This is a genomic window from Paenibacillus sp. EKM301P (assembly GCF_011800295.1).
GTDB lineage: Bacteria > Bacillota > Bacilli > Paenibacillales > Paenibacillaceae > Paenibacillus > Paenibacillus polymyxa.
In genome coordinates, this window is record NZ_JAALFM010000015.1 from 58,801 (window position 1) to 84,478 (window position 25,678).

Annotated in this window: 24 protein-coding genes; 3 read left to right on the top strand and 21 right to left on the bottom strand. The window is 44.9% G+C overall.

Features of this window, described 5'->3' with window-relative positions; all coding sequences use genetic code 11:
* Positions 1–3: 3 nt before the first annotated feature.
* The 16 genes from opp4C to HFD99_RS22495 all read right to left on the bottom strand — a co-directional run bounded on the left by opp4C (position 4) and on the right by HFD99_RS22495 (position 16,030).
* Entirely contained in the window at positions 4–930 is a 927-nt protein-coding gene (opp4C, locus tag HFD99_RS22420) for an oligopeptide ABC transporter permease (protein ID WP_031463402.1), read from the bottom strand.
* Between the two features lie 15 nt (positions 931–945).
* On the bottom strand, positions 946–1,899 hold the full coding sequence (locus HFD99_RS22425) for an ABC transporter permease (protein ID WP_167441004.1): 954 nt from the start codon (positions 1,897–1,899) through the stop codon (positions 946–948).
* Between the two features lie 107 nt (positions 1,900–2,006).
* Complete coding sequence (locus tag HFD99_RS22430; RefSeq protein WP_017428377.1) at positions 2,007–3,731, bottom strand: ABC transporter substrate-binding protein; 1,725 nt, start codon at positions 3,729–3,731, stop codon at positions 2,007–2,009.
* 220 nt (positions 3,732–3,951) lie between these two features.
* Complete coding sequence (locus tag HFD99_RS22435) at positions 3,952–4,866, bottom strand: class I SAM-dependent methyltransferase (RefSeq protein ID WP_167441005.1); 915 nt, start codon at positions 4,864–4,866, stop codon at positions 3,952–3,954.
* Between the two features lie 127 nt (positions 4,867–4,993).
* Entirely contained in the window at positions 4,994–5,932 is a 939-nt protein-coding gene (locus HFD99_RS22440; protein WP_031463398.1) for an ArsR family transcriptional regulator, read from the bottom strand.
* Between the two features lie 218 nt (positions 5,933–6,150).
* Positions 6,151–7,086, bottom strand: coding sequence for a hypothetical protein (locus HFD99_RS22445; RefSeq protein WP_031463396.1), 936 nt, complete (start codon positions 7,084–7,086; stop codon positions 6,151–6,153).
* A gap of 191 nt (positions 7,087–7,277) precedes the next feature.
* The gene (locus tag HFD99_RS22450) at positions 7,278–8,435 is read right to left on the bottom strand and encodes an amidohydrolase (protein WP_167441006.1); all 1,158 of its coding nucleotides are present in this window, start codon (positions 8,433–8,435) and stop codon (positions 7,278–7,280) included.
* A 54-nt stretch (positions 8,436–8,489) separates the two neighbouring features.
* Positions 8,490–9,506, bottom strand: coding sequence for an LLM class flavin-dependent oxidoreductase (locus HFD99_RS22455; RefSeq protein WP_031463394.1), 1,017 nt, complete (start codon positions 9,504–9,506; stop codon positions 8,490–8,492).
* Positions 9,507–9,520: 14 nt separating this feature from the next.
* Positions 9,521–10,273: an amino acid ABC transporter ATP-binding protein gene (locus HFD99_RS22460; protein ID WP_025364725.1), complete on the bottom strand. Its 753-nt coding sequence runs from the start codon at positions 10,271–10,273 to the stop codon at positions 9,521–9,523.
* Positions 10,270–10,980, bottom strand: a complete 711-nt coding sequence (locus tag HFD99_RS22465) for an amino acid ABC transporter permease (protein ID WP_016821111.1) — start codon at positions 10,978–10,980, stop codon at positions 10,270–10,272. The genes HFD99_RS22460 and HFD99_RS22465 overlap by 4 nt, the downstream gene beginning before the upstream one ends.
* A complete protein-coding gene (locus HFD99_RS22470; protein ID WP_016821110.1) occupies positions 10,977–11,756 on the bottom strand; it encodes an amino acid ABC transporter permease in 780 nt (259 codons plus the stop codon). The genes HFD99_RS22465 and HFD99_RS22470 overlap by 4 nt, the downstream gene beginning before the upstream one ends.
* Positions 11,757–11,832: 76 nt before the next feature.
* Complete coding sequence (locus HFD99_RS22475) at positions 11,833–12,684, bottom strand: transporter substrate-binding domain-containing protein (RefSeq protein ID WP_016821109.1); 852 nt, start codon at positions 12,682–12,684, stop codon at positions 11,833–11,835.
* A 160-nt stretch (positions 12,685–12,844) separates the two neighbouring features.
* Complete coding sequence (locus tag HFD99_RS22480; RefSeq protein ID WP_025364723.1) at positions 12,845–13,735, bottom strand: LysR family transcriptional regulator; 891 nt, start codon at positions 13,733–13,735, stop codon at positions 12,845–12,847.
* 107 nt (positions 13,736–13,842) lie between these two features.
* Positions 13,843–14,373, bottom strand: coding sequence for an NADPH-dependent FMN reductase (gene ssuE, locus HFD99_RS22485; RefSeq protein ID WP_016821107.1), 531 nt, complete (start codon positions 14,371–14,373; stop codon positions 13,843–13,845).
* A gap of 17 nt (positions 14,374–14,390) precedes the next feature.
* Entirely contained in the window at positions 14,391–15,731 is a 1,341-nt protein-coding gene (locus HFD99_RS22490; protein WP_025364722.1) for an LLM class flavin-dependent oxidoreductase, read from the bottom strand.
* A 29-nt stretch (positions 15,732–15,760) separates the two neighbouring features.
* Positions 15,761–16,030 (bottom strand): glutaredoxin family protein, encoded by a 270-nt coding sequence (locus tag HFD99_RS22495; protein WP_013370895.1) that lies wholly within the window; start codon positions 16,028–16,030, stop codon positions 15,761–15,763.
* A 271-nt stretch (positions 16,031–16,301) separates the two neighbouring features.
* On the opposite strand from HFD99_RS22495, the gene HFD99_RS22500 reads away from it, so the two are divergent.
* Entirely contained in the window at positions 16,302–17,171 is an 870-nt protein-coding gene (locus HFD99_RS22500) for a DUF421 domain-containing protein (protein ID WP_019687077.1), read from the top strand.
* 120 nt (positions 17,172–17,291) lie between these two features.
* Here HFD99_RS22500 and HFD99_RS22505 read toward each other — a convergent pair whose 3' ends face one another.
* The gene (locus HFD99_RS22505) at positions 17,292–17,621 is read right to left on the bottom strand and encodes an antibiotic biosynthesis monooxygenase family protein (protein WP_016821103.1); all 330 of its coding nucleotides are present in this window, start codon (positions 17,619–17,621) and stop codon (positions 17,292–17,294) included.
* A gap of 131 nt (positions 17,622–17,752) precedes the next feature.
* Here HFD99_RS22505 and HFD99_RS22510 point away from each other — a divergent pair, with 131 nt between their 5' ends.
* The gene (locus tag HFD99_RS22510; RefSeq protein WP_016821102.1) at positions 17,753–18,619 is read left to right on the top strand and encodes a LysR family transcriptional regulator; all 867 of its coding nucleotides are present in this window, start codon (positions 17,753–17,755) and stop codon (positions 18,617–18,619) included.
* On the opposite strand, the gene HFD99_RS22515 is transcribed toward HFD99_RS22510, so the two are convergent.
* Positions 18,616–19,812, bottom strand: coding sequence for a GTP-binding protein (locus HFD99_RS22515; RefSeq protein WP_025364720.1), 1,197 nt, complete (start codon positions 19,810–19,812; stop codon positions 18,616–18,618). The genes HFD99_RS22510 and HFD99_RS22515 overlap by 4 nt on opposite strands.
* A gap of 184 nt (positions 19,813–19,996) precedes the next feature.
* On the opposite strand from HFD99_RS22515, the gene HFD99_RS22520 reads away from it, so the two are divergent.
* Positions 19,997–20,977 carry a DMT family transporter gene (locus HFD99_RS22520; protein WP_016821100.1) on the top strand — a complete coding sequence of 327 codons (981 nt, stop codon included), beginning with the start codon at positions 19,997–19,999 and terminating at the stop codon, positions 20,975–20,977.
* A 67-nt stretch (positions 20,978–21,044) separates the two neighbouring features.
* On the opposite strand, the gene HFD99_RS22525 is transcribed toward HFD99_RS22520, so the two are convergent.
* The 3 genes from HFD99_RS22525 to HFD99_RS22535 form a co-directional block, all read right to left on the bottom strand.
* The gene (locus HFD99_RS22525; protein ID WP_016821099.1) at positions 21,045–22,019 is read right to left on the bottom strand and encodes an aldo/keto reductase; all 975 of its coding nucleotides are present in this window, start codon (positions 22,017–22,019) and stop codon (positions 21,045–21,047) included.
* Positions 22,020–22,290: 271 nt separating this feature from the next.
* Positions 22,291–24,966 (bottom strand): YhgE/Pip domain-containing protein, encoded by a 2,676-nt coding sequence (locus HFD99_RS22530; protein WP_123797132.1) that lies wholly within the window; start codon positions 24,964–24,966, stop codon positions 22,291–22,293.
* A gap of 448 nt (positions 24,967–25,414) precedes the next feature.
* Positions 25,415–25,588 carry a hypothetical protein gene (locus HFD99_RS22535; RefSeq protein WP_155399767.1) on the bottom strand — a complete coding sequence of 58 codons (174 nt, stop codon included), beginning with the start codon at positions 25,586–25,588 and terminating at the stop codon, positions 25,415–25,417.
* Positions 25,589–25,678: the final 90 nt, after the last annotated feature.

Here is a 25,678-nt window from a genome sequence, read left to right on the forward strand (position 1 = left end):
CACCTACCTCTTATGTTTCGGGTCGAGTACATCCCGCAGCCCGTCACCAAAAATATTAATAGCGATGACTGTTGCAAAAATAGACAGGCCTGGTGGTATCCACAACCAAGGTCGTTGCTGAAAATCCAGTACATTGTTGGCGGCATCAATCATATTGCCCCAAGTCGGTGTCGTGGGCAACACGCCAAGACCAAAGAAGCTGAGTACAGATTCACTCAGGATGGCTCCGCCAATGTTCAATGTAGCGATAACGATCAACAATGGCAAAATATTCGGCAGCAGATGCTTAAAAAGCTTTCGGCGATTCGATAGTCCTAGTACCGTCGCTGCCTGCATAAATTCACGTTCTCGCAAACTAAGCATCTGACCTCTCACCATCCGTGCAATCCCCGGCCAGTTGACCAGACTCAGCATCAACATGACGATATACATCCGTTGATCAGGCGGAACCTTCCAGTCAGATAACAGCGCACCCATAATAAATAGCAATGGCAAACTGGGTATAGTCAGCAGCAAATCGGCAATGCGCATAATGATTTGATCCGCAATTCCGCGAAAATAGGCGGATATAACCCCCAGCGTTGCTCCTAAAAAGACAGACAACACCATAGAAGCCAAACCCACAGTAAGAGAAATTTGACCTGCCTGCATCACACGTGTCAGCACATCCCGTCCCAGCTTGTCTGTTCCTAGCCAGTGAGGGATATTCGGCGCCTTGTTCATTATTAATATGTTCGTTTTGTTATCGGAATAAGGAGAAAATAACGGACCGATAAAACAGAGCAAAAACATAAATACCACGACGAGCAGCCCAGCCATAGCAAGCTTGTTTCTGAACAGCTGCCGGAGCGCTTGCTGCCACATTGAAGATTTGGCATTTAATCGCAGTCTGCCGTTGCTCTTGCTCAAATTACTGCTCACGGATGACATTCCATAGCCTCCTTCTTACACTTTCACACGCGGGTCAGCAATGCGATACAAAATATCGGATAACAGCGTCCCGATCACGCTCAATATGGCAATCAGCATCGTAAAGCCCATCAGCAGCGGATAATCCCGAAGCGAAAAAGACTGCATGTACAACTGACCGATCCCGGGCCAGTTAAAAATCTTTTCAATAATCAGAGATCCGCCAAACAGCGCAGGCAATTCAAAGCCAACGAGCGTAATGGCAGGCAATAGTGCGTTTCTCAATGCGTGTGTAAAAAGCACCTTTCTTTCCTTTAAGCCCTTTGCACGAGCTGTGCGGATATAATCCTGCTGGATCACGTCGATCATATTGCTGCGGAAGTAACGGGTCAGCGAACCCACGCCCAGCAGTGTCATCACGATCACCGGCAAGGTCATATGCTGGAGAACCTCCTTCACATACTCCATGCCTGTAGCGTTACTACCCGTATTGAGCATCCCGCCCGGTGGCAGCCATTTCAAATCGACCGCCGCAATTTTGATCAGATACAGTCCGATAAAAAAAGAGGGAACAGACATCGCGGCAAAAATCACCACCATGACCAGCGTATCGAACCATGAATACTGCTTGTAAGCAGCAACCACACCAATAATGACTGCAATCAGCCAGGTCAGGAAGGTGGATACAATGGCCAACAAGAATGAATTCCAGATATATTCATTAAATAAGGTTAGCACCGGTTTCTGTTGAGCGAGCGAATAGCCGAAATTACCATGCAGCGCATTGCCTAGCCAGTTTCCGTAGCGCTCAAAAATAGGCTTATTCAACCCGTAAATTTCCCTCAGCTCCGCTTTTCTCTCCGGCGACAGCTTCAGATTACCGCTAATGAAATCTCCCGGTGTCATGGCATACAGAAAAAAAATCATCATCGAAGCGGCCAACAAAATAATAATCATATACGTCAGTCTTTTCGTTAAAAACGAGCTCATGACAGACTCCTTTCAATTCATGGTCGGGCTACTCATTACGCGTCCTCCATTTGGCGGACCCCTTGATCCGAACCTGAAGTTCTTCACAAGGGGCCCGCAAAGGTGGCTTATTTAAGGGACCACTCGAACAGATTACCAGACAAACCAATGAATGGGCTGACCTTTACATGTTCCATTCGACCATTGTAAGCATATACAGTCTTCTTGTAGTTGGTGAAAATAACGGGTAGTTCATCATTTAGCAGTACATATAATTCCTTATATATTTTCTTACGCTCTTCCATATTCGTCGTAGCCAAACCTTTTTCATAGAGCTCTTTGAGCTTCGGATTGTTATATCCCTTGATTTCACCATTGACGAACGGCTCGATTCCATCAGATGGGTCTGTCAGCATGGCTGTCGAGAAGGCGGCGAGATCATAATCTTTACCTTCCACTTTGGCGACCATTGCATTAAAGTCTGCAAAGATTTCCGGTTGCAAGTCAACGCCAATCGCTTTATAGTTTTCAGCCGCAAGCGCGATAAAGGTGTCTGTTTCTGGACGTTTGGAGGTCAGCAAGTGAATGGTCAGCTTCTGGCCGTTTTTCTCACGAATGCCATCACTGCCTTCTACCCAGCCCGCTTCATCCAGCAGCTTTTTCGCTTGCTCCGGGTCATAGTTGTATGGATTGATTCCATCGGTCGTGTATGACCAAAATATAGGAGAAGCTGGAATGTTGGCGACCGCCCCTGCTCCCTGTGCTGCGTCAACATAAATGCTTTTGCGATCCAATCCATAGGTCAACGCTTGACGAACCTTTTTATCCTTCAGCTTTTCATTTTCCAGATTGACTTGCAAATATCCATAGGTGCTCGGTGTATAAGGCAAAATATTCAAAAAGCCGAGTCCTTTCAGCTTGTCGATATTTTCTTGCGTTGCGGTAAAGGAAGCAAAATCGGTATCCCCTGTTTCGATGAATTGCCAAGCATCGCCTTCCGCTGTTTTATATATGAAGTGTTTCGTTTTCGGTTTGCCTTTAAAAAAGTGATCGTTTGCCTCCAGACGAACTTCTTGCCCTGGAATGAATTTTTCCAACTTATATGCCCCATTCCCCAGTGGGCTACCATGCAAATTTTTAAAATAATCCAGCTGTCCGAACTTATAATCCTTGCCGTAGTAAGCTTTGGACAATACATATTCACCGAGAATAGTCAGAGCCAGCGCGTTTGGCTTTTCCAATGTCACAGAAATAGTCTGTGGATCTATTACCTTAATTCCATCAATTTGTTGTGCCTTGCCTTCCGTATAGGCTTTGCCGCCTTTAATGTTCAGCTTTCGAATTTGGCTATCGCCCGGATAGGCTTTGTCATAGATTAACGTCCAGGTAAAAGCGACATCCTCTGCTGTCAAAGGTGAGCCATCGCTGAATTGGGTATTGGGAACCAGATGAAACGTATATGTTAAATTATCCTTGGAAATATCCCAGCTCTTCGCCAGATTGGGCAGCGGAAGTCCCTTCTCATCTACCGTAACCAGCGGAGTCCATAACTGCGAAATGACGTTGCCGTCATAGCCGCTTTGGTTAAAATACGGCGTGAATACTCCGGCCGGGTCAGTCAGGCCTACAATAATGGTGTCGTTTCTTTTTTTGGACACTTCCGGCAATTTGGACATATCAGAAGCCTTTACCAGACTTGTTAATGGCTGCGCTGTAGCAGTTGTCTGTGTGTCCCCATTATTTTGGGCAGTAGTATTGTTGTTGCTTTCCGATCCACCGTTAGAGCAAGCTGCCAGCAAGGTAGAGCTCGCCAGAAGTAGACTGCTAAGTAAAATAATACCCTTTTTCAACATAATCCCCCCGAGTTAAATGATTAAATTCCGATAGAACAAGTTGTGATTAAGAAGATAAACCTCATTATAGGAATTTATTAGGGTTCTGTAAAGGGAGAACTGCATTTTTTTATATAAAAACTCTGCTCATCAATATCTATCCGAATTCTTGTACAAATATAAATAAAACCTCTCAATCCCTAATAGTAGATTGAGAGGCTGTCTCTTATTTATTGTTATATTATTTTTTTATAGCATGGATATAATGAATCGTTTCGAATGCGGACAAATAATCTGCCCTCTCACCAAAGAAAAGGCTATTTATTGTATCCGGGGATAGATGTTCATAAATTAGTAAATCTGAAGCTTCTAACATTCCCTCAATTTCATCATAAGCAAAGCATGATTTCATGGGTTCTCCACTTACTGAAGCCATTTTTACCATATTTTCAACTCGATTAGACATGCCTTTCTCTTTAAAAAGGTTTTCATCTGCATAGTCAAAAACGATCGAACTCCCCGATGGGACCTTGGTAAACAAATGATTTATTAATCTTGAAATTTCCTCCTTAGTTAAATAATAAGAAACACCCAGAAGGCTAAAGAATGTTTTTTTATTAGCAAACCCTTCATCCAATAGATTGGAATACGAAAATGGATGGGCAAAGTCCATAGAAACCAGATGAAAATTGCTCGGTATTTTTAAATTTGCATGAGCTAACCTTTTCTTTTTAGATTCCTGTGTTGCTGGATGATCCATTTCAAATATTTCTAAGCTATTTTTCAATTCTGGATGTCGGAAACAAAACGTATCTAACCCGGCCCCTAGTATGACATACTGCTGTAATCCTAACCTAACTTCATTAAGTAATACTTTTTCACAATATGCAGCACGTGCTAAGGTCGTTGGAGAAAGTTGAACTTGTGTAATCCATTTTAAAATTTCATCCGGATCATCTTGGAACCTTTGCGCAATATCTTTATTGAAAAACGCTATTCCTTTAATCATATTCTCTCTGATATCTGAAAACTCATTTTGGGAAATTAAATCTTTAGCCATAAAATCATCAAAAATTTTGGGTGTGTCATGTTGACTATGATATGCTCGGCCAAAAGCTGATATTAAGGAAGTTAAACTAGACTCATTTGGCTTCATGCATTGATCCTCCTATAAAAACAATAATAAGATTCCCCTGGCCAGGAGAATCTTATTATAATATCAATAGGATTAATTGTAAATTATAGCACAAATAAATATTTTTGTCAATGATTAATATTGCGACCTACCTTCGCTCCATATAACCAAGGATACTCCCATGCATCTCATCCACAGCCGTAAGCCGTGCACTGTAGCCAAGCAATGTTTCGCCATCAAAATGTGCATGAATAAAGCCAGCGGCACGGAGCTTAAATATATGATCATGCGTGATTCCCTTGGATAGCTTGAGATGACGGACAATCTCAATGAAGGTTCGCGGGGACTGGCTTTGGTACAAATATTTTAAAATCTTGAGCCTGCTCTTCTCCCCTAAACTTCGAATCATTCGGTATTCCTGTGGTGATAAAAAATCATCCTCCTGAACATATACTCCTGCGGAATAATGACATAACAAAAGTGACCCAAATCGATAAATAATATTCATCGGCTGAAAATGATATTGCGGTACCAGCAACACCTGCGTCAGTCCAGCGGAAGGCTCGAATCGGAAGCCATTAGTTATACGATCCACCCGCTCCATAGAGCTATATGCGTTCTCCTCCCGTTTTCTGCATTCAGCTTCCAGTTCCAGGCCGCTAAGGATACTTGTATCCACGTGACGAAAATACTCCTCGTTCCAGCCGGATAGCAGTTGCAAAGCAAGTTTACGGAGGTTCTCCATGTCGTCAGACAGCGGAATCCCATAGGCTGATGCCTGTTGCTTTAGTTCCTGTAAAGACTGGCTTTCCAAACGATCCACGACCTCTTCAACGCCCCCCTGATCAGAAAGCATACATACAAGTCCATAAATAATTTTCCAGTCTGCATTGATTTCCATGGACTCCAGTAATGCGGACAGCCTCGGAGACAGCATTCCACGCACTTGGTCCGCCCATCTGGATGCTATTAAATCTGTCTTCTTATACGCTTTACGACAAATAAAAGTGTGTAAGCTGCTGAGCAGCTCAAACACTGGTCCATATGCTACATGTACATCATAAGGAGCATTCACGTCGTGACTCATCGCTTTCTGTCCTCTTTTCTTTCATATCTGATGTCCATTATACATACTATCGTACATCCGTTCATTCTTAGTGATTCATTCATACGAAAATGAAGGCGCAATACTGATGCAAAGCCAAAGTCAGTCCCATCCGAGTCAAACTGTTTATCTATAAAATAAAAAAGGTTGTCTCCCACCAAAAAACGCAGGAGACAACCTTTGAATACATACATTTTCATTTAACGGGTGGGAAAACGAGAGGTGTCTTTCTTGACCTGGCTCCAGGTATAACGCAACATCCAGGTATCCCACTCTGTAATTTTAGGAGAATTTCCGGCCCACATAATCGTAGGCACAGGGAACCCGCCAGGTGGACGCTCGTGCTCTTCATAGAAATCAGGCAAGCCGAATCCATGCCCCATCTCATGCTCTGTGATCTGAACTTCATCCGAATTCAAGGTGCTCAGGATATAATCATCAGGCATACGTTGTCCCCAGTCACCACCGGCTCCACCCTGAAAATTAGACGTTCCCCATAAGTACATATCAAATCGCTTGTCCAGTCCCCCCGGATACGTATAGTTAGGGTCCATAAAATGTTCAAATCTCGACAGTGCATTAGGAGCAACCGGAAGTTTTGCCGGAATATTGGGGTCTGTTTTACTTAAGTCATCGGTAATCGTATCCGTGTAAACGATTTCATTCGATTGTTTGTTAAGAATCTGCGACGGATTTGCAACGGCCCAGCCTACTATTTTTACAGTAATATAATCATACGGCCAGCCGTCATATCCTTTTAGCTGCTTATTCCAGTTATTTATTTGGCGACTTAGCATGGAAGCCATATCTTTACGCTGCTGAAGAGTGATATTTTTAGAGGATTGCCAGCGCACTACATAATTTATCGTTCCTTTTCCCGCATAAATTTGATCAAAAATCAAATTTTTACGGTTGGTCGAGCCTTCTTTGACTATCCTATTCTTCCAAACCCATTCTACCGAAGGCTTAAATTTGGCAGGTAAGTCAGCGGCAGCCAAGCTATTACTCGTTATTTCTATATTCGAGGTGCTTTCATAATCTGAGGCTGCTGAACCGACATTAGCTCCGCCAACCAGTAAAGAAGCAGCCATTACCAATGAAAAAGAAGCCATGATCATTCCTTTTTTCTTCGGCATTTTTTCAACCTCCGTACCTGTTATTTTTACGAGCACATTCAAAATAACAAACGTTTATCTCTCACCTACACCCACTCTCAATTTTGAATTAAATAACAATTTTATATTATCATTGGAATAATATACCGTCAAACAAAAAGATCCCCTCTTCATAGAGAGGGGATCAGCATCCATAGAGTAGCGTTGTGTTCCTACTCTATGGATTTCAACGCCGATTCAGCCAGTGAAGCTAGCAGCTTCGCTGTTCCCGGCAGCGCGCGTTCGTCCAGATCAAAGGCAGGATGATGCCATTCCTGGCTTCCCGCAGTGCCGACAAAGACAAACACACCTGGGACGTTCTTCTGATAAAATCCAAAGTCCTCGCTTGCCGAGGAAAGTATGGGACGAACGACCTCCAGACCAACCGCTTCGGCCGCCTGCACCGCGATTACAGCCAACTTACCGTCGTTCAGTACAGGTGGCGGACCCTCGATCCAGCGAATTGTCGCTTTCGTGCCAAAAGCATCGGCTACGCCCTTGACGACCTGCTCGAAGCGTTCAGCCACCTGGGCTCGAACATTCTCGTCAAATGTGCGGATGGTTCCGTCCAAATGAGCGCGGTCTGGGATGATGTTCCAAGCATTGCCACTGTGCAGCTTCGTGACACTGATGACCGCGCTATCGAGCGGGTTAACGCTCCTGCTCACAATCGATTGCAGTGCCGTAATGATATGCGACGATACCACAATGGGGTCAATCCCTGCATGCGGAACTGCCGCATGTGTGCTCAAGCCCTCCACCTCAATGTAAAATCCGTCTGCCGCTGCCATTAGCGATCCTTCTTTGATACCGACCGTGCCTACGGGCAGGTCTGGTTTGTTATGCAGGCCGAAGATGGCCTGCACCCCTGCCAGCGCACCGCTGTCCAGCACTTGGGCAGCGCCTTTGGCTTTCTCCTCGGCTGGCTGGAACACCAGTCGAACCGTCCCCTTCAGCTTTTGCTCCCGCTGCTTCAGCAATGCGGCTGCACCTAACAGGGATGCCGTATGAAAATCATGCCCACAGGCATGCATCTTGCCAGGATGTAGCGAAGCATAGGGCAATCCCGTCTCCTCCTGGATGGGCAGTGCATCAATGTCTGCACGAAGCGCAACCGTTGGACCTTCCTGCTGTCCGCCGATTTCCGCTACCAATCCGGTACGCAGCGGCACATCCAAGATCGTTATATCCTGTTCTTTGAGCAGGCGGCGAATATAGGCGGTAGTTTCAACCTCCTCGTTAGACAGCTCGGGATAACGGTGCAGATGACGGCGAATCTCCACCAATTTCTGCTCCAAAACCTGCTCCTTCGTCCCGGTTGATCCACTCATCCCTATTCCTCCTTCGTGAATCCATATTGGTTACAATTTTTATGTCAATAGTATCTAGGACTGCACAGGCAACCCGGCAAAAGCTTCATGCAACAACTCGAATGAGCGCACACGCTTTTCGATATCCCGTATGCCTGTCGTCACGATCAGCTCATCTGCCTGATACTTCGCTTGTATTTCCGTCAGCGCAGTATAAATTTCATCTTTATTTCCTTTGTTAATTTGTGCTTGTGTGACTTCAATTGTATATTTTTCACCCGATTGCTTACCGAATTCCTCTGCACTTTCCAGCGCCCCCACTGTAGCCGTTTTGCCACTAGCCAGATGAATCTTGTACAGCTTCTGCTCACCTGCCAACTCCGCTGCTTCCTCGGAAGTGTCTGCCACAATAACCGATAGCGCAAAAAGTGCCTTTGGTTCACGCCCATAACTGTAATCGAAAGACTCCCGATACGTACGGAATGAATCCAGTGCAACCTGCTCACTACTGTTAATAAATTGCGAAAAAACATAGGGCAACCCCAAACGCGCAGCAATTCCAGCGCTGTCTGTACTTGTACCCAAAACATAAATCTCTGCTGGGATTTCTGGAATCGGATTCGCCTGTAATCCGGCCAGCGGTCCTTCTTCAATCGGGATATTATGAATATAGCGGCTTACTTCATCAATTTTCTCTTCAAGAGAAGGCGCATCATGCACGTTACGTTGTAACGCCTGTGTAGATTTCGGCAACCCGCCTGGCGCACGTCCGATACCCAAATCTACACGCCCCGGTGCAAGAGAGGCTAGCACATTAAAGTTTTCAGCCACTTTATATGGACTGTAATGCTGAAGCATTACCCCGCCAGACCCGATGGTAATACGCTCGGTACGTGCTAATAGATGGGAAATAAGCACCTCTGGTGATGAGCCTGCAACCTGCTCGGAATCATGATGTTCTGATACCCAAAAGCGTGTGAATCCCAGCTCTTCTACACGCTGCGCCAGCTTAATCGTGTTGCGAAGGGCCTGTGCCGCCGTTTCACCCTCGTGTATAGGGCTTTGATCCAATACTCCGATTTTTATGCTCATGTCTCCCTCTCCCGTCAAATGGAATAGTTATATTCTGGTGTAATTCGCTTCAGAAATTGTTGGGTACGCTCCTCTTTGGGGTGGTTAAAAATGGCGTCCGGTGTGCCTTCCTCAATAATATGGCCGCCATCCATAAATACCACATGATTAGAAACATCACGCGCAAAGCCCATTTCATGTGTCACGACAATCATCGTTATGCCTTCCTTCGCAATCTTGCGGATCACCGACAGCACCTCACCCACCAGTTCAGGGTCCAGCGCCGAAGTCGGCTCATCAAATAAAATCACCTCTGGGTTCAGCGCCAAAGCACGCGCTATGCCGACACGCTGCTGCTGCCCACCGGATAGCTGGCTCGGATAATGATTCAGTTTTTCGCCGAGACCAACCTTTTCCAGCACTTCAATACTAATTTTTTTGGCTTCCTCTTGCTTAACCTTACGGACAACGACAAGTCCCTCCATGACATTTTCCAGCGCGGTTTTATGCTTGAACAAATGATATTGCTGGAACACCATAGCCGTCTTTTTACGCAAGGCCAAGACATCCTTCTTCGCAGGTCGCTTGCAGTTCACGGTAAAATCGCCAATGCTGACTTCTCCGTCATTCGGCTTTTCCAGATAATTAATGCAGCGTAGCAAGGTTGTTTTTCCTGAACCGCTTGGTCCTAAGATAACAACGACCTCGCCTTTGTTTACCGTCAAATCAATGCCTTTGAGCACTTCATGTTTGCCGAACGACTTTGTAATATTTTGCAGACGGATCATGATGCTCGACCTCCATTAAACACATTAATTTTTTTCTCCACCAAGCCGGATATTCGCTCAATCAATACCGTCAAGCCCCAAAATAGCAGTGCTGCCGCAATATACACCTCTAAATATTTCCAGTTGGTAGATGCTAGAATTTCAGCCTGTGCCTGGATTTCTGTGACCGAAACTGTGAAGGCCAAGGTAGAGCCGTGCAGCATCCCAATAACGGAATTCGTCAGGTTCGGCAAACTCACCACAAACGCCTGTGGAAATACGATGCGTCTCAATACTTGCCATGTCGTCATACCAACCGCATAAGCCGCCTCAATTTGGCCCTTGTTGACCGACTGGATTCCGGAACGGACGACCTCAGACATATAGGCGCCACTGGTAATGGAGAACGAAATGAGTGCAAATACCATATAAGGAACGTCTTTGGATTGCAGTGACCAACCGAAATGCTTCGCTCCTGCATCAATCAACAAGGGCAAACTGAAATAAATAAGCAGCAGATGCATCAGCATCGGTGTACCTCGGATAAAAGTAACGTAAGCGTGAGAGATTTGCGACAACACAGGAACGTTATAAATACGTGCCAACGCCGTTATAATCCCAATGACCAACCCTGCCAGCACGGAAACCACTGTAATGATTAAAGTGTTGGGCAACGCCGAGAACAATCCTAAAAAGGCGGTGTATACAAATCCAAAGTCCAGACTCATATGCCTTTACCTCCCTTACTCAGACGAGGACTTCTCAGGTAACGCACCACAAAACCTTTTCGTTTTGCGGGCTCTTTCTGTACTGAATCTCTATGCTCATGCCGGAGAAGCGTATTTTCCAGCACCTTGAATAATTTTTGTACAATCAGACTGATCACCAGATAGATAAGAGACAATGCGATATACGTTTCAACAAAATGCTGGGTAGCCGAGCCTAATGTTTGCGATTTTCCTGTCATCTCCATCGCACCGATGGTAAACGCCAGCGAAGTATCCTTCAAATTACCAATGACCAGATTGGAAAATACGGGAACCACCACAGCCAGCGCTTGTGGCAAGATGATACGTGTAAAAGCCTGATAGCCTGACATGCCGACTGACTGTGCAGCCTCGATTTGTCCCCGATCTACAGCTCCTACACCAGACCTGATAATTTCAGAAATAAAGGCTCCACTGTTGAGCGCATAGGTCGCTACAGCAAACCACAGCACATCCCACCTGGAGGAATTGATATCCACCAGCTTTAGTAACTCTGGCAGGCCGTAATACACCAGAAACAATTGAATTAGAATAGGGGTTCCACGGAAAAAAGAAACATACACCTGAGAAACACGTTTGAGAAATGGAATGTTATACATGCGAGGCAGCGCAACCAACAGACCAATGATCAGTCCCAACACAAGCGAGCTTGCCACAATAAACAAGGTGATGTGCAAATAGGACAGCATTTTCGGAATAAAGCTAAAAACATAATCAATATTGAACTCTCTGCTCATATGCCTGCCTCCTTTCTATACATCAGCGGTCAGAATACATAAAGTACCCTGACCGCTGAAATGTCCAAGTCTGTCCTTACTTCTTACTGCTGGAACCTTCTTTTTTCACATCCTCCAGGGACTTTGTGAAGTCCTCTCCAAGCCATTTGATGCTCAGCTTCGACAACGTGCCGTCGTCCTTCACTTCCTGAATGGCTTTGTCCAGGTCATCCGCCAATCCTTGCTCATTTTTGTTCAGTACATACAGCACATCCGATTGAGTCAAAGGATCACCGACGGTTTTCAGAGCTACTTCTCCTTTTTCATCGGTGTTAAAACGGTTCGCAAAGTCTGTCGTAATGGTCGCATCTATACGGCCGCTCGTAATTTGTTGCACCGTATCATTGGCTGCACCAGACGTATATACGATATTCAGAGCATCCCCGTGGGTTTTGTTATACTCTTTCAGCACATACGCCGCATTACTGGTTGGACTGGTAAGTACCTTTTTCCCTTTTAAATCATCAATGGAATGAATGCTATTATTATCCTTCGCTACAGCCACTCTGTTCAGAAAAATGCTATACGGATTTTTGTTGAACAGATACTTGGCTTCGCGTTCCGGGTTTTTCTCCATTTGATGCGATACCAGATCAATCTTGCCGGCATCGAGACTGAGCAGCAGATTTCCAAAATCCATCGTTTTGAATTCAAACTCGTATTGAGGCAGGCGCTTGTCCAGCTCCTTAATCAGCTCCACATCAAAGCCTGTTAAATTTCCATTTTCGTCAATAAAGCATACATTTTTAAATTGAGTACCTGTGCCTACGATAATTTTCTTCACGTCTCCGCTTGAACCTGACGCACTAGACGTGTCATCTGAGGAACCGCAGCCTGCCAACACCAGAATGATTGCCATAACAGACAATATTGCAAACCACTTTTTCATATGAATCCCCCTCATCTCTTTGCATATCAGCAGTTTGCGACATACATGGTAGCTATAACATTTGATATTTTATAATTCCTATAAACTTAATTGGTTTTAGGATGTGATTAATTTAACACTTGGAAATCAATACGTCAATCCACCAACCTATAGAACTTTTCTATAACAAAACGGCCTCCCTGAAGCCTTCTGTCAGTGCATCTGCAAAATCCGAGGTCACTGCGCAGTCTTCTTTGGTCGCGATTATGCTAATCTGCATAGATACCCCAGCCACCTCCGGAACATGAATACGGAACAGCTTCTGATCCTTCACTTCGCGGTTCACACAGACATCCGGCAAAAAGGCAATGCCCGCCTGTTGCAATACCAGCTTTTTGGCCGTGACCACATTGTCTACCTGAAAAGCTATATCCGGTGGTTGCTCCAGTGATTCAAAAGATCGATGAATCCTCATCCAATCTAATGATCCGCACTCAAAAAACACCAGTGTTTCACGTTGGATATCCTGTATGCTAGCCTTACCTGTCTTCGTAAACGGGTGGCCTTCATATACATACAGGGAAATCGGGTCTTCATAAAAGGCAAGCGTACGAATAGCCGGATGCATCACTTTACGGACAAAACTAATGTCTACCTCACGGTTCAACAGCTTATGTACCAGTTGATCCGTCGTAGCCGTCACAATTTTGTAGTTGATTTCCGGATACCGAGCACGAAGCTGCTTTAATATTTCAGGAATAATGTAGTTCGACACCGATATCGTGCAGCCGATTCGAATTTGCTGAGGGGCTTTCTTGCGCTGTTGAAGCTTTTGCTTCCCTTTTTGCAGCACTTGGAGCATCTGCTCTGCATAAGGAAGGAACTTTCGTCCATCCTCCGTTAGAATCGTTTGTTTGCTTTGACGGTCGAATAACTTACACTCAAGCTCGCGTTCCAGCGTCTGAATCCGGGCTGTGACAGAGGGCTGTGACAAGAACAACGCTTCTGCCGCCTTATTAAAACTTCCATAATGATTCACGTATACAAAGGCTTCCATATTCTCGATATTCATACGCAAGTCCCCCAGTAAGTTTTATATACATTTATCCAATGAGTTAACTTGGTTTTTTGTATCATAAAACTCACTGAACGACCTGTCAATGGAAATATTGAAAATATCTATAACTTTAACAGTTCATTTAGTTCTTTAACCGAACGGTCCAATCGTACAACCAACTCTTCGGACAATCCATATGCTCCACCCGGCAGGCGCTCGACCCACTGATCCACCGCATACACCCCACCAAGAATATGTCTTCCCCCCAGCGCGTTGAGCACCGGCTTCAGGGCGTAGTCAATGACCAGCAGATGGGCCAGTGTACCGCCGATAAATAAAGGCAAGACAGGCTTCTCTCTCAGACCTTCCTGCGGAACCAGATCCAGAAATATTTTCAATAGCCCTGAATAGGCGGCTTTATATACTGGCGAAGCCACAATGACGGCATCTGCGTCTGCAAGCAACGCAAGCGATGCTGTGACGTCGGGACTATTAAAGTTAGCTTTGATCAAATCCTCAGCTGGCAAGTCGACCACATTCAGTAATGTAACCTCTGCTCCAGCCTCCCGTAACTGCTCAGTTGCATAGTGAATCAGGCCGTACAAACGGGATTGTGTAGATGGACTGCCTGATAGGATGACAACCTTGGACATCTCATTCCCTCCTTCTGTTATGCGTCAACTTTCACTTTGGATCTGGCTGCTGTATAACGATTCTCAGGAATCGGTACGCCCAGGTTTTCACGCAATGTGCTAAATTCATAATCCTGACGGTAAATACCGCGCTCCTGCAAAATAGGCACAACTAGATTTACGAAATCATGTAGGCCCGTTGGTACGTCGGAACCGATAATGAATCCGTCTGCGCCTTTTCCTTCAAACCACTCTTGCACTCGATCCGCTACCTGCTCAGCAGTTCCAATAAAAGAGGTTCTCGGCGTAGCTGAACGTAATGCAACCTCACGCAGGGTCAAATTCTGCTCTTTGGCTGTTCGTTTGATTTTATCTGTACCACTGCGGAATGAATTACTGCCAATACCCTCAAGCTCAGGGAATGGCTCATCCAGCGGATATTGTGAGAAATCATGATGATCGAAGAAACGCCCCAAATATTTTAACGCAGCCTCGATCGTTACTAGATTGGTAATCTCCTCATACTTGCGTTCCGCTTCCTCTGGCGTACTGCCAATAATCGGCGAAATGCCTGGCAAAATGACAATATCCTCTTCTGATCTGCCATAGCGTACCGCACGTTCCTTCACATCACGGTAAAACTGCTGTGCTTCCCCCAAGGTTTCATGTCCTGTAAATACAGCATCCGCTTCCTTGGCAGCCAGGTTTTTGCCATCTTCTGAGGAACCCGCCTGGAAAATGACCGGCTGTCCCTGCTTGGATCGTCCAATATTCAGCGGGCCCTGCACAGAGAAAAACTCACCTTTGTGGTTCAGTGTATGCAGCTTGTCGGGATCAAAGAATACGCCGGCTTCCTTATCACGAACGAACGCATCCTCTTCCCACGAGTCCCACAGTCCTTTGGTCACCTGCAAATATTCATCGGCAATTTTATAGCGCTGTGGATGCGATGGATGCTCCCCTTTGTTAAAGTTAAGAGCAGAACCTTCCAGCGGGGAAGTCACTACATTCCAGCCTGCACGACCTCCACTAATATGATCAATGGAAGAAAACTGACGTGCTACCGTGAACGGTTCGCTATAGGAAGTCGACAATGTGCCGACCAGTCCGATATGCTTCGTCACCCCAGCCAAAGCAGACAAAATCGTAATTGGCTCAAAACGGTTCAGAAAGTGAGGAATGGATTTTTCGTTAATAAACAAACCGTCTGCGATAAATACGAGATCAAACTTCCCTTCCTCTGCCTTTTGCGCCTGCGTTTTATAAAATTCAAAATTAACACTGGCATCCGCCGGTACATCAGGGTGGCGCCAAGTCGTCATGCTTCCCCCAACACCGTGAATTATCGCACCCAATTTAATCTGTCTATTCTTAGGCATGGCTCTTCCACCTCTCTTGAATATAATTGTTATACCGCTTGATTATAACTTTCCAGCACTTTACCCAGCTCTTCCAGATCCGGGTTAAGAAGTGCTTCATATTTGTTATCTCCACCTATCTCTACGACAGGAACATAGCGGATACCATATTTGGTCTCCAACACATCACGCAGTGCATCATTACCGTCCACTTGGATATTTTCATACGGCTGATTTTGGGATTCTAGGTACGATTTTATCTCTCCACAAAAATGACAGCCGGTTTTGCTCCACACTACAACTTTAGGTTTGGATGACATATACATACCTCCGCGAGTTTAATGTTTATAATCCCGATTGATTAAATATGAATTATATCTATAATGTATCCTGCTCCCTCCTTTCCGTCAATCGCTTGACTAATAGACAATGGTAATTGAACGATAGAAAATTTTAATTTTATATTGCATTGAATCGGATAGGTGACAGCCTGTTATTTAAATTTGGGTAGATTAGAGTTTAAATGGGACTTGGCGCGGACATCCTTGGAATAGTAGCGCCCTTATGGCGAAATGAAATGAGGTTGGACAAATGCAGGAATGGACCATTGTAGCTTTACGTACGTTATTAGCCATCGTTATTCTTTTTGTGATTACCAAGATTCTCGGAAAACGTCAGGTATCACAGCTTTCCTTGTTCGAATATATAACTGGAATCACCATCGGTAACTTGGCTGCTTCTATCCCTTTGGAACGCGAATCCTCCTGGTACTTGGGTACTGTATCGTTAGCCGTATGGGTACTGACAACACTTGGCATTGAATTTTTGCAAATTAAAAGCAAGAAAGTCAGGGATTTATCAGATGGAAAGACGACAGTCCTAATCAAAGACGGCAAAATTTTAGAGGATAATCTGAGAAAAGAGCGACTCACCCTGGATGAACTCATGGAACAGCTTCGAAGCAAGAATGTATTCAAAGTAGCTGATGTAGAATTTGCTCTTATGGAAACTAGTGGCGAAGTTAATGTGCTGTTAACCAAAGACAAGCAGCCTGTGACGCTTAAGGATCTGAATATGCTGCAGCTACCGGAGAAGGAACCTACAGCAGTCATTATGGATGGACAACTTATGGAGCAACAAATGGCATACATGGGGATTACTCAGCAATGGCTGGATGCCAAGCTAAAGGAAAAGAGTCTAACGGTCAAAGATGTGTTTTTTGCCCAGGTGGACACACAAGGAGAACTATATATTGACCAATATAGCGATAATGTACAACAATCCAAGGTACAGGACTCTAATCAAGCCGTGCTGACTCTATTAGAACAGTGCACTACTGAACTGCAAAAGCTCGCATCTGGCTCCAGTGAGCAGCAAAGAAAACAACTATACGAACAATGCTCACAAAGTTTGAAAGAAGCTATACAGGAGATGAAGCCGGTAAATACATCTAACTCCTGAGCATATACACATAGCCCGTAAGAGTATAAGCATAGGAACAAAAAAAGGAGCGTCCTACCAGCCGTTTATGGCTTGGAAGGCGCTCCTTTTGTTATTACAGAGCCAGTGCGCATTTCATGTTTACACTGTAAAAAAATAATCTCGTTCTACCTTGCTCACTCTTAAACCGAATGCTGTATACCACTCGGATTTCCCTTTCTCCTGTGCTACCTTGTGCAGCTCGTTATCCTTCCAATGTTTTATAGCGTCCAAGGACTCCCAATAGGACACTGTGATGCCCACTCCGTTTTGGTCACGAACACTTTCCACACCTAGAAAGCCAGGTTGCTTGGCAGCCAGTTCCACCATTTTGTCCCCCATCTTTCCGTATCCACCATCCCCTTCCGAACGTTCAGAAGTAAAAATAGCTGCATAATAGGGGGGCTGTGGTGTCTTTGCAATTGAACTCATAGGTACCTCCCAGAAATTAATGATTAATCGGCATTTTTCTCAAGTTCGATTATAACCACAAAGCTGAGATAAAAAAAATGAATATATATGATACTATGTATGAATATATTTCATTCTAAGTTGGAGGACATATGAATTTGTTTAAATATAAGGTCTTTCTTAGCGTAATAGAAGCAGGAAGCTTTACCAAAGCAGGAGAACTTCTCAATCTTACACAATCCGCTATTAGCCATGCCGTTTCCGCTTTGGAGCAGGAATTGGGCCTGACTCTTTTAATTAGAGGACGTTCAGGCATCCAATTGACCAGCAACGGAGAACGTCTGATGAAGCATTTCAGAGAAATCATACAAATGAATGAAAAGCTGTATCAAGAGGTCGCCCTCATCAAAGGATTGGAAACCGGAACTGTAAAGATAGGCACATTCTCAAGTGTATCCATCCATTGGTTGCCTGGGATTATCCAAAAGTTTAACGAGCAGTTTCCATTTATTGAACTAAAGTTGCTTGACGGGAACTACCATGACATTGAAAATTGGATAGCCAGCGGAGAAGCTGATTTTGGCTTCGTTAATTTGCCTACTCTCGATGGACTGGAAGTATTACCGTTAAAAAAAGAAAGAATGCTGTGCGTACTTCCATCTAATCATGTGCTTCGGGAGCAAACAAGCATACGTGTGGATCAGCTTCTCCATGAGCCCTTCATTATGCCGGCTTCAGGCTGTGACACAGATGTACAGAGAATTTTTTCCCATCATAAGCTTGTTCCGAAAATCAAATATGAATTAGAAGATGATCATGCCATTATGGCTATGGTGCAAAATGGCCTGGGCGTAAGTATCCTGCCCGAAATGATTTTAGTTCAAAACCCTTATGAAATTTGTATTCTGCCCTTGGATGGACCATATTTCCGTTCCGTTGGTATCGCTACTGTCTCCTTAAAGAACCTGGCTCCAGCCGCCAAAAAGTGTATGGAGTTTATTACTGAATGGATCAACTAGTTTCTTCCTGTTGGCCAAGGCAACGGATTCTCAAAGCTGGACCAGTCCATTTCCATTTCGCTATCGTTCAGCAGACATTCATCTAGCTCTTCTTCCAAGTTCAGCCGATTCATTCCGATACCGATCATAACGATTTCGTTCAAGCGGTCTCCCCATTGCTCATCCCAATGGTCCAGAACCTCAGGGTTGGCCGCGACGATTTCCTGCTGTTCTTCTTCTGGCAACGCCGCAAGCCAGCTTCCCGCTGGACCAAATTGAATAGATGGACCTGCCTGGCTGATACTCGCTGCCCAATCCTGGGGGGCTGCAATCCAGGCCAAACCCTTGGCGCGAACGATTTCCTCCGGCCAGTAGCTCATAAATTCTGCCAATCTTGCAGGATGGAACGGTCTTCTGCGGCGATAAACAAAGGAGTTGATTCCATATTCGTCCGTCTCCGGTGTGTGGCTTTCCAGCTCCAGCTCGCGAATCCATCCAGCGGATTGACTAGCTTTGTCAAAGTTGAACAGCCCCGTATTTAAAATGTCCGTAGGCGTGACCTTTCCCTTGGAGGTGCGAATGATTCGGGCTTCAGGCTGCAATCTCCGCAGCACACCCTCCAGCTTGTCCAGCTCTGCGGGCTGAACCAGATCGCACTTATTCAGAATCAATACATCACAAGTTTCAATCTGGTCAATTAGCAAGTCCGAGATATCACGTGTGTCATCTTCTCCAGTAGCCTGCTTGCGATCCAGCAGCGTTTCTCCTGATTCAAAGTCATGCCAGAAACGGTTCGCATCGACTACAGTCACCATACAATCCAGTTTTGCCAGCGAAGCTAAATCAATGCCTGTTCCTTCATCAGCGTATGTGAAGGTTTGAGCGATGGGTACGGGTTCACTGATGCCTGTAGATTCGATTAATATATAATCAAACTCACCTTGTTCCGCCAGCTTCTTGACCTCAAGTAATAAATCTTCACGCAATGTACAGCAAATACAGCCATTAGACAACTCGACCAGTTTTTCTTCTGTTCGGGACAAGCCGCCCTCTTTTTTAACCAGCTCGGCATCTATATTCACTTCACTCATGTCATTAACGATGACTGCTACTTTCATTCCGTCTCGATTGTTTAATACATGATTCAGAATCGTCGTTTTTCCTGCACCCAAATACCCGCTCAACACGGTTACCGGGATTGGTTTCTTATTCATTGCTGGTGCACTCCCTTTAATATTGGTTTATTATTGTTTTTAATCGTAATTATTACTATTAAATCAGCATTCAGAAATATACATTATTCCTTTTGCTTTGTCAACTGTAAAGAAACTCTTGAAATGAATGATCTTGAGTCATTAATATGAGAAATAACGACACTTAAAGAATTAGGAGAATGCTATGCGCTCAATCTGGTTAGGTGTGTTTGCAGCTTTCTTTTTTGCTTTTACATTTGTTCTCAATCGGTCTATGGAGCTGTCTGGGGGAAGCTGGATCTGGAGTGCTTCGTTACGTTATCTGTTTATGGTTCCTATGCTGTTTGTCATTGTCATGGCCCAGCATAAGCTTAAGCCTCTGTGGAAAGTTATGAAGGAACAACCGGGAAGGTGGCTGTGGTGGAGCTTCATCGGATTTGGTTTATTTTATGCTCCGTTATGCTTCGCATCGGCATATTCACCGGGTTGGTTGATCGCAGGAACTTGGCAAATAACCATTATTTCCGGTTCTTTGCTTGTTCCTTTATTTGCTGAGGTTGTCCATACGGAGAACGGACCTGTCAAAGTGCGAGGAAAAATCCCTATCCAAGGACTATTGATGTCTCTGATTATTTTAATTGGAATTATTGTGATGCAGGTCGAACAGTCGCAATCTATTTCTACTCAAGATTTTTTATACGGTATATTGCCTGTTATACTGGCTTCTTTCGCATACCCTTTAGGTAATCGTAAAATGATGGAAGTTTGTGCGGGGCGGTTAGATGCCTATCAACGTGTGCTCGGAATGACTATAGCCAGCCTGCCTTTTTGGTTATTGCTTTCGTTATACGGGGTTTTTAGCACAGGATTGCCAAGCAAGGATCAGACCATACAGTCTGCTCTGGTGGCCGTGTTCTCAGGGGTCATTGCTACGGTTTTATTTTTTAAAGCTACAGATCAGGTACGTGGAAATATGCAAAAGCTGGCCACAGTAGAAGCCACACAATCGCTGGAAGTGCTTTTTGCACTAATGGGGGAATTAATCTTTTTGTCTATCCCCATCCCATCTGCTTGGTCATGGCTGGGAATGTTCATCGTCATCCTTGGTATGAGTCTGCATAGCTATGTATCACATCAAAAAATGACTGTTCAGCAAATACGATCTAAAAAGGCAGATTCCGTTTAGTGCAAAAGCAGCAGATCATTGAAGAGGCTTCTGATCTGCTGCTTTTTGCCGATTTATGATCAATCCATTACCAAGCGTAGGCTTCTGGTGCAGGTTTTCCCGGACCCGGGAAAATCTCATCCAGCTTGGCAAGCACATCTTCACTTAATTTAACCTCAGGTACCCGCAGCGCATCCTCTAACTGTTCTAATGTACGTGGTCCGATAATTGGAGCCGTCACGGCCGGATGAGATAGCACCCAAGCCAGGGCAATCACGTCTTCCTTTTCGCCCAGCTCGCGGGACAACGCTGCAAATTGCTCCAGCTTCGCACGATTCTGCTCTACCTTTTCCTTGGCACGTGCGCTGCGGGAACCAGTACCTGCTAATGCATTGCGTCCCAGCAGTCCGCCCGCCAACGGACTCCATGGAATCACACCCAGACCCAGCTCTTGAGCTGCCGGTAATACTTCAAGCTCAGCTGAGCGTTCGTTCAGGTTGTACAAATGCTGCTCCGAGACCAGTCCCAGAAAACGCCGTGCCTTCGCTTCGGCCTGCGCCACCGCAATGTGCCAACCCGCAAAATTACTGGAACCGATATAGCCAACTTGTCCCCGATCCACTACGGACTCGAATACGCCCCATAGCTCATCCCATGACACGTTGCGGTCAATGTGATGCATTTGATATAGCTCTATATGGTCTGTTTGCAGACGTTTCAGCGACGCATCCAAATGACGGCGAATTTTGTATGCAGATAAGCCCGACCCTGCATTGGGTCCGTCATTTTCATTTTTCATGTCTCCATATACCTTGGTCGCCAATACGACCTTCTCGCGTCTTCCACCACCCTGTTGGAACCATCGTCCGATAATTTCTTCTGTCCAGCCTTTACGGTCATGGCCATATACATTAGCCGTATCAAAGAAATTAATGCCCGCATCCAGCGCGGCATCCATAATTTTAAAAGCATCCTTTTCTTCAGTTTCCGGTCCGAAATTCATTGTGCCTAGACATAACCGACTAACCTTCAAGCCTGACTTTCCTAAGTATGAATATTCCATACTATCTCCCGCCTTTGCTTAAGGATTTTTTTAAATTCCGAAAAATTGCATAAAAAAAGACCATACCTGCTTTATTCACCAGAATAACCCCCTTTGAAACACCCCAAAATGCATTTGAAAAGGTAGATAGCGCATGCAAAAAAGCCTCCGCACCATGCCGAAGCATTACATGCGGAGGCCACCCCTACATACTACACGCCGAATGTTAAGAAAGTGACTTTACGGCGGAGCCGCTCACCTCAGCCACCGTAACTCACTCTCTTTTTAACAATCAAGGAATTAATTTTGTTTCTTTCGCTCGCTCTGCCATTTTCTTCGTATGCTTGCTGAGCGGCTTCTTAAGTACTAATCCAAACAAGAAGCAAATTCCGATAAACACAAACAGCATCACTACATCTCGTGTTACCGTTGAAGGCAACATTCCTCCTACCGTTTCCCGTAGTAGACTAACCGCATAGGTGAACGGTACGAACGGATTCAGGGTCTGAAAGAAAGCTGTACTCGTCGCAATAGGAAATGTGCCCCCTGAACTGGAGAATTGGAGCACCAGCAGGATGACTGCCAGACCCTTCCCGATATTGCCGAACACCGAAACCAAAGTATAGGTCATGGCCGTAAACACTAGACTGATCAGCATAGAGGAGAGTACAAATGCTACTTTGGCATCCACATATGTTCCCAACAGGAACAAATCACCGAGAGATACGCTCAGCGCCTGAAAAATACCAATTGTAGAAAACGTCATGAGCCGTCCAAAATACACCTGGTAGCTTTTATATTGACCTTCCGGGTCATCCACATCTACCCTGAACATGGAGACCAGCAGCATCGCACCTACCCAAATCGATAATGTAGTGTAAAAAGGTGACATCGCAGAACCATAGTTAGGAATCGGGTATATCCGCTCCTGCTTCAGTGATACCGGACTACCGAGGAAATCACTTTCCTTTTTTACATCTCCCTTAAGCAACGCAATAGCTCTTCCGAGGGCATTTTCGCCCTTAAGCTTACGGATCGTGTCTGCTGCCTGACGTATGGAATCCTCGGCAGCAGGAAGATCGGTTCTGACAAAATTGGCTACCTGGTGTACCGCTTTTTCAGCTTCAGGAAATTTGTTTTCAATCAAATCCGCCATTTTAACAAACTGTTGTTCCGCTTTCGGCAAATCATTACGTACAAAGTCTGCCGCCTGATGAATTTTACTTTTAACCGTTGGCAAATCGTGCTTCACAAAGTCTGCTGCTTTGTTCACAGCATTCGTAAACTCGTCCATACGTCCCTGAATCGTCGTAGCGGCTTCATGCAGCTTTTGGCGATATTGTGGCAAGTCCTGCTGGAGACGTGTTAGCTCTTGCTGGCCGAATTCAGCTGCGGCCTGTGCATCATTTAATAGCTTATCAATATTTGGGAGCTGTTCTTGAGCTGTGGTCAACACATTGGCAGAATTGCGGGCAACAGATTTGATTTGATCCAGCGCTTTTTGAATGGCAGGAGCATATTCCGTATCATAATTGTCCAAAATGCTGTCAATTCCGCTACTGATTTCTCCTGCAAGGCGGTCAGCATCATCCAGCAGATTTTGGGCAGGCTTCTCACCACGCTGAATAGCATCCCCAATGCTATTGACCGTGCTATTCAATCGGCGGAAGCGATCCTCTACCCCGTTTACCCGGGAAATAAGTGAATTCAGTGGCTGGCTAGGCAAATATCCGTTCACACGGTTCAGCAGTTGAGAAATATGGTCCAGCACACCTACGGCAGTCGTGAGCCTACCGCTAATCCGATTCGCCGCAGCTTGTGCTGCTTTAGGATCAAAATCCACACCACGAATGATGCCTGTAATCTGTGAAACTTCATTCGCAATTTGTTGCACCAGCTGTAAATCTTCTTTAACTATGGTTCCGATCGAATCAAGCGCACCTTCGTTTTTATCCAGAAAGTCAAGTATACCAGTTGTAAAATCCTTGCCTGTATCGGCTATTTTCTGTACTTCCGGCAGTGCTGTCCGGGCAGCATGAATGACCTTAAGGGCCGTTTGCGTATCCTCCAAGGCGGTAGCGAGTGCACTTTCTACCTTACTGAAATTCTGATCCAGCTCAACAATTCGATCACCGGCTTTTTGAATATCGGGCAGTTTTTTTTGTATATCCAAAATAACTGCGGCCACCTTGTCCAGCTCAGGCAGGTTTTTGTCAATTTTAAGCACCAGGTCGCCAGCACGGTTGATTTCAGGAATTTTTTCCTTCAATGCAATGATCTTTTGGCCCTGAGCCTTAATTTTCGGTAAATTCTGCTCCAGCTCTAATGCCTGCTTACCCAACCGATCGATATCAGGCAACCGATTATTCAGCTCCAACACCCGATTTTCAATGTTGCGAATCGTCGGCAACTCCTCTTCCAGCTTTACTCCGGCTTCCTTTAATTTCGTCAAAACCGCCTGGCTGGCCGTTTCAATAAAGTTTTGGCTAATTTGGTTTGTCAGAGAGGTTGCCCCTGAAGAAGTAATTTTCGGAGCGACCGCGTTGATTTTTTCATTCACAGCATAATCAATCTCCGGCTTCTGCGGATTTTCTGTAAGCACACTCGTAATTTTCTCTGAAAAATCTTTTGGGATCAGCAGGCTGGCATAATAATCACCGTTCAGTACCCCTTTTCGCGCTTCCGCTTCATTGACAAAAGTCCAACCCAGCTTCTTGTTATTTTGAAGGCTATGTATAACCTCGTCGCCGATATTAATCTTTTTACCATTTACCTCAGCACCCTGATCTTGGCTGGTTACTGCAATTTTAATACCTGATGTATTCGCATATGGGTCCCACATTGCTTTCAAATTCACCCATGCGTAGACGGAAGGCAAAAGAATGATGCCAATGACTAATAAAGTCCCGGTCGATACTTTGAATACATTTTTCCAGTCTGTTAAGTAGATTTGCCATATCTTCCGCAACTTCACCACTCCTCATATGTACATTAACCTATCGTCCAGTGTTGTATGCACACGTATTGTAAACGATTTGAGCGGCTGAAGCGAATGTAATAAACGAACTCCATTTGCAGGCATAGCCTCCATCAAATAAAAAGCACCCTATTTATTGATTTGGGGACTCCCCCCCCCATTTGTGAGACAGGGATCAAAACATTGGTTCTTCGCCATTTCGATACCACCTCATTCATGTTTGTAGCTGTGCCTTATTCTTTATTCCCAGTTGCTCCATAACCTCTCTTATCGAAACTCTTGCCAATCTCATTTCAATAGCTTTCATCTTTATTTCTAAGGATAACTCACTCTCGTTGCTAACGTAAAAACACCTCCAAGGTTATCTTCATATCTTACGACATGGCTTGATTCTCTTGAAGGTGTTTTGATTTGTCTCACGTTATGAGGGCTGTTCCTCTTAAGCTGAAGGCAGTTCTTTCTTTAGTTTGCGTCTTAGTTTATATTTTGCCAGAAACATATAAAGAGACGGTACCACAAATAAAGTAAGGAGTGTAGAAAACAGCAAACTGCCAGTTACCGCGATTGGAATCATGCAGCCGACCACGTTGATCGGTTGCCTTTTAAGTTTCATTGAGTTATCGTCTCCCGTTAGAATTCCTGTAAAACGAATAATCTGGTCTTTGCACAAAAACGAGCGCCTCGGTACGATGGGGTTACGTCA

Coding starts and splice junctions, on each gene's coding strand:
- HFD99_RS22465 (WP_016821111.1), bottom strand. CDS start 10,980: ATGAGTCTGGACTTTGGATTTGTATACACCGCCTTTTTAGGATTGTTC.
- HFD99_RS22455 (WP_031463394.1), bottom strand. CDS start 9,506: ATGAGCATAAAAATCGGAGTATTGGATCAAAGCCCTATACACGAGGGT.
- HFD99_RS22445 (WP_031463396.1), bottom strand. CDS start 7,086: ATGCCGAAGAAAAAAGGAATGATCATGGCTTCTTTTTCATTGGTAATG.
- HFD99_RS22435 (WP_167441005.1), bottom strand. CDS start 4,866: ATGAAGCCAAATGAGTCTAGTTTAACTTCCTTAATATCAGCTTTTGGC.
- HFD99_RS22515 (WP_025364720.1), bottom strand. CDS start 19,812: ATGAATAAGAAACCAATCCCGGTAACCGTGTTGAGCGGGTATTTGGGT.
- HFD99_RS22520 (WP_016821100.1), top strand. CDS start 19,997: ATGCGCTCAATCTGGTTAGGTGTGTTTGCAGCTTTCTTTTTTGCTTTT.
- ssuE (WP_016821107.1), bottom strand. CDS start 14,373: ATGTCCAAGGTTGTCATCCTATCAGGCAGTCCATCTACACAATCCCGT.
- HFD99_RS22440 (WP_031463398.1), bottom strand. CDS start 5,932: ATGAGTCACGACGTGAATGCTCCTTATGATGTACATGTAGCATATGGA.
- HFD99_RS22460 (WP_025364725.1), bottom strand. CDS start 10,273: ATGATCCGTCTGCAAAATATTACAAAGTCGTTCGGCAAACATGAAGTG.
- HFD99_RS22480 (WP_025364723.1), bottom strand. CDS start 13,735: ATGAATATCGAGAATATGGAAGCCTTTGTATACGTGAATCATTATGGA.
- HFD99_RS22525 (WP_016821099.1), bottom strand. CDS start 22,019: ATGGAATATTCATACTTAGGAAAGTCAGGCTTGAAGGTTAGTCGGTTA.
- HFD99_RS22505 (WP_016821103.1), bottom strand. CDS start 17,621: ATGAGTTCAATTGCAAAGACACCACAGCCCCCCTATTATGCAGCTATT.
- HFD99_RS22535 (WP_155399767.1), bottom strand. CDS start 25,588: ATGAAACTTAAAAGGCAACCGATCAACGTGGTCGGCTGCATGATTCCA.
- HFD99_RS22430 (WP_017428377.1), bottom strand. CDS start 3,731: ATGTTGAAAAAGGGTATTATTTTACTTAGCAGTCTACTTCTGGCGAGC.
- HFD99_RS22450 (WP_167441006.1), bottom strand. CDS start 8,435: ATGAGTGGATCAACCGGGACGAAGGAGCAGGTTTTGGAGCAGAAATTG.
- HFD99_RS22510 (WP_016821102.1), top strand. CDS start 17,753: ATGAATTTGTTTAAATATAAGGTCTTTCTTAGCGTAATAGAAGCAGGA.
- HFD99_RS22470 (WP_016821110.1), bottom strand. CDS start 11,756: ATGAGCAGAGAGTTCAATATTGATTATGTTTTTAGCTTTATTCCGAAA.
- HFD99_RS22425 (WP_167441004.1), bottom strand. CDS start 1,899: ATGAGCTCGTTTTTAACGAAAAGACTGACGTATATGATTATTATTTTG.
- HFD99_RS22475 (WP_016821109.1), bottom strand. CDS start 12,684: ATGAAAAAGTGGTTTGCAATATTGTCTGTTATGGCAATCATTCTGGTG.
- HFD99_RS22500 (WP_019687077.1), top strand. CDS start 16,302: ATGCAGGAATGGACCATTGTAGCTTTACGTACGTTATTAGCCATCGTT.
- HFD99_RS22490 (WP_025364722.1), bottom strand. CDS start 15,731: ATGCCTAAGAATAGACAGATTAAATTGGGTGCGATAATTCACGGTGTT.
- opp4C (WP_031463402.1), bottom strand. CDS start 930: ATGTCATCCGTGAGCAGTAATTTGAGCAAGAGCAACGGCAGACTGCGA.
- HFD99_RS22495 (WP_013370895.1), bottom strand. CDS start 16,030: ATGTCATCCAAACCTAAAGTTGTAGTGTGGAGCAAAACCGGCTGTCAT.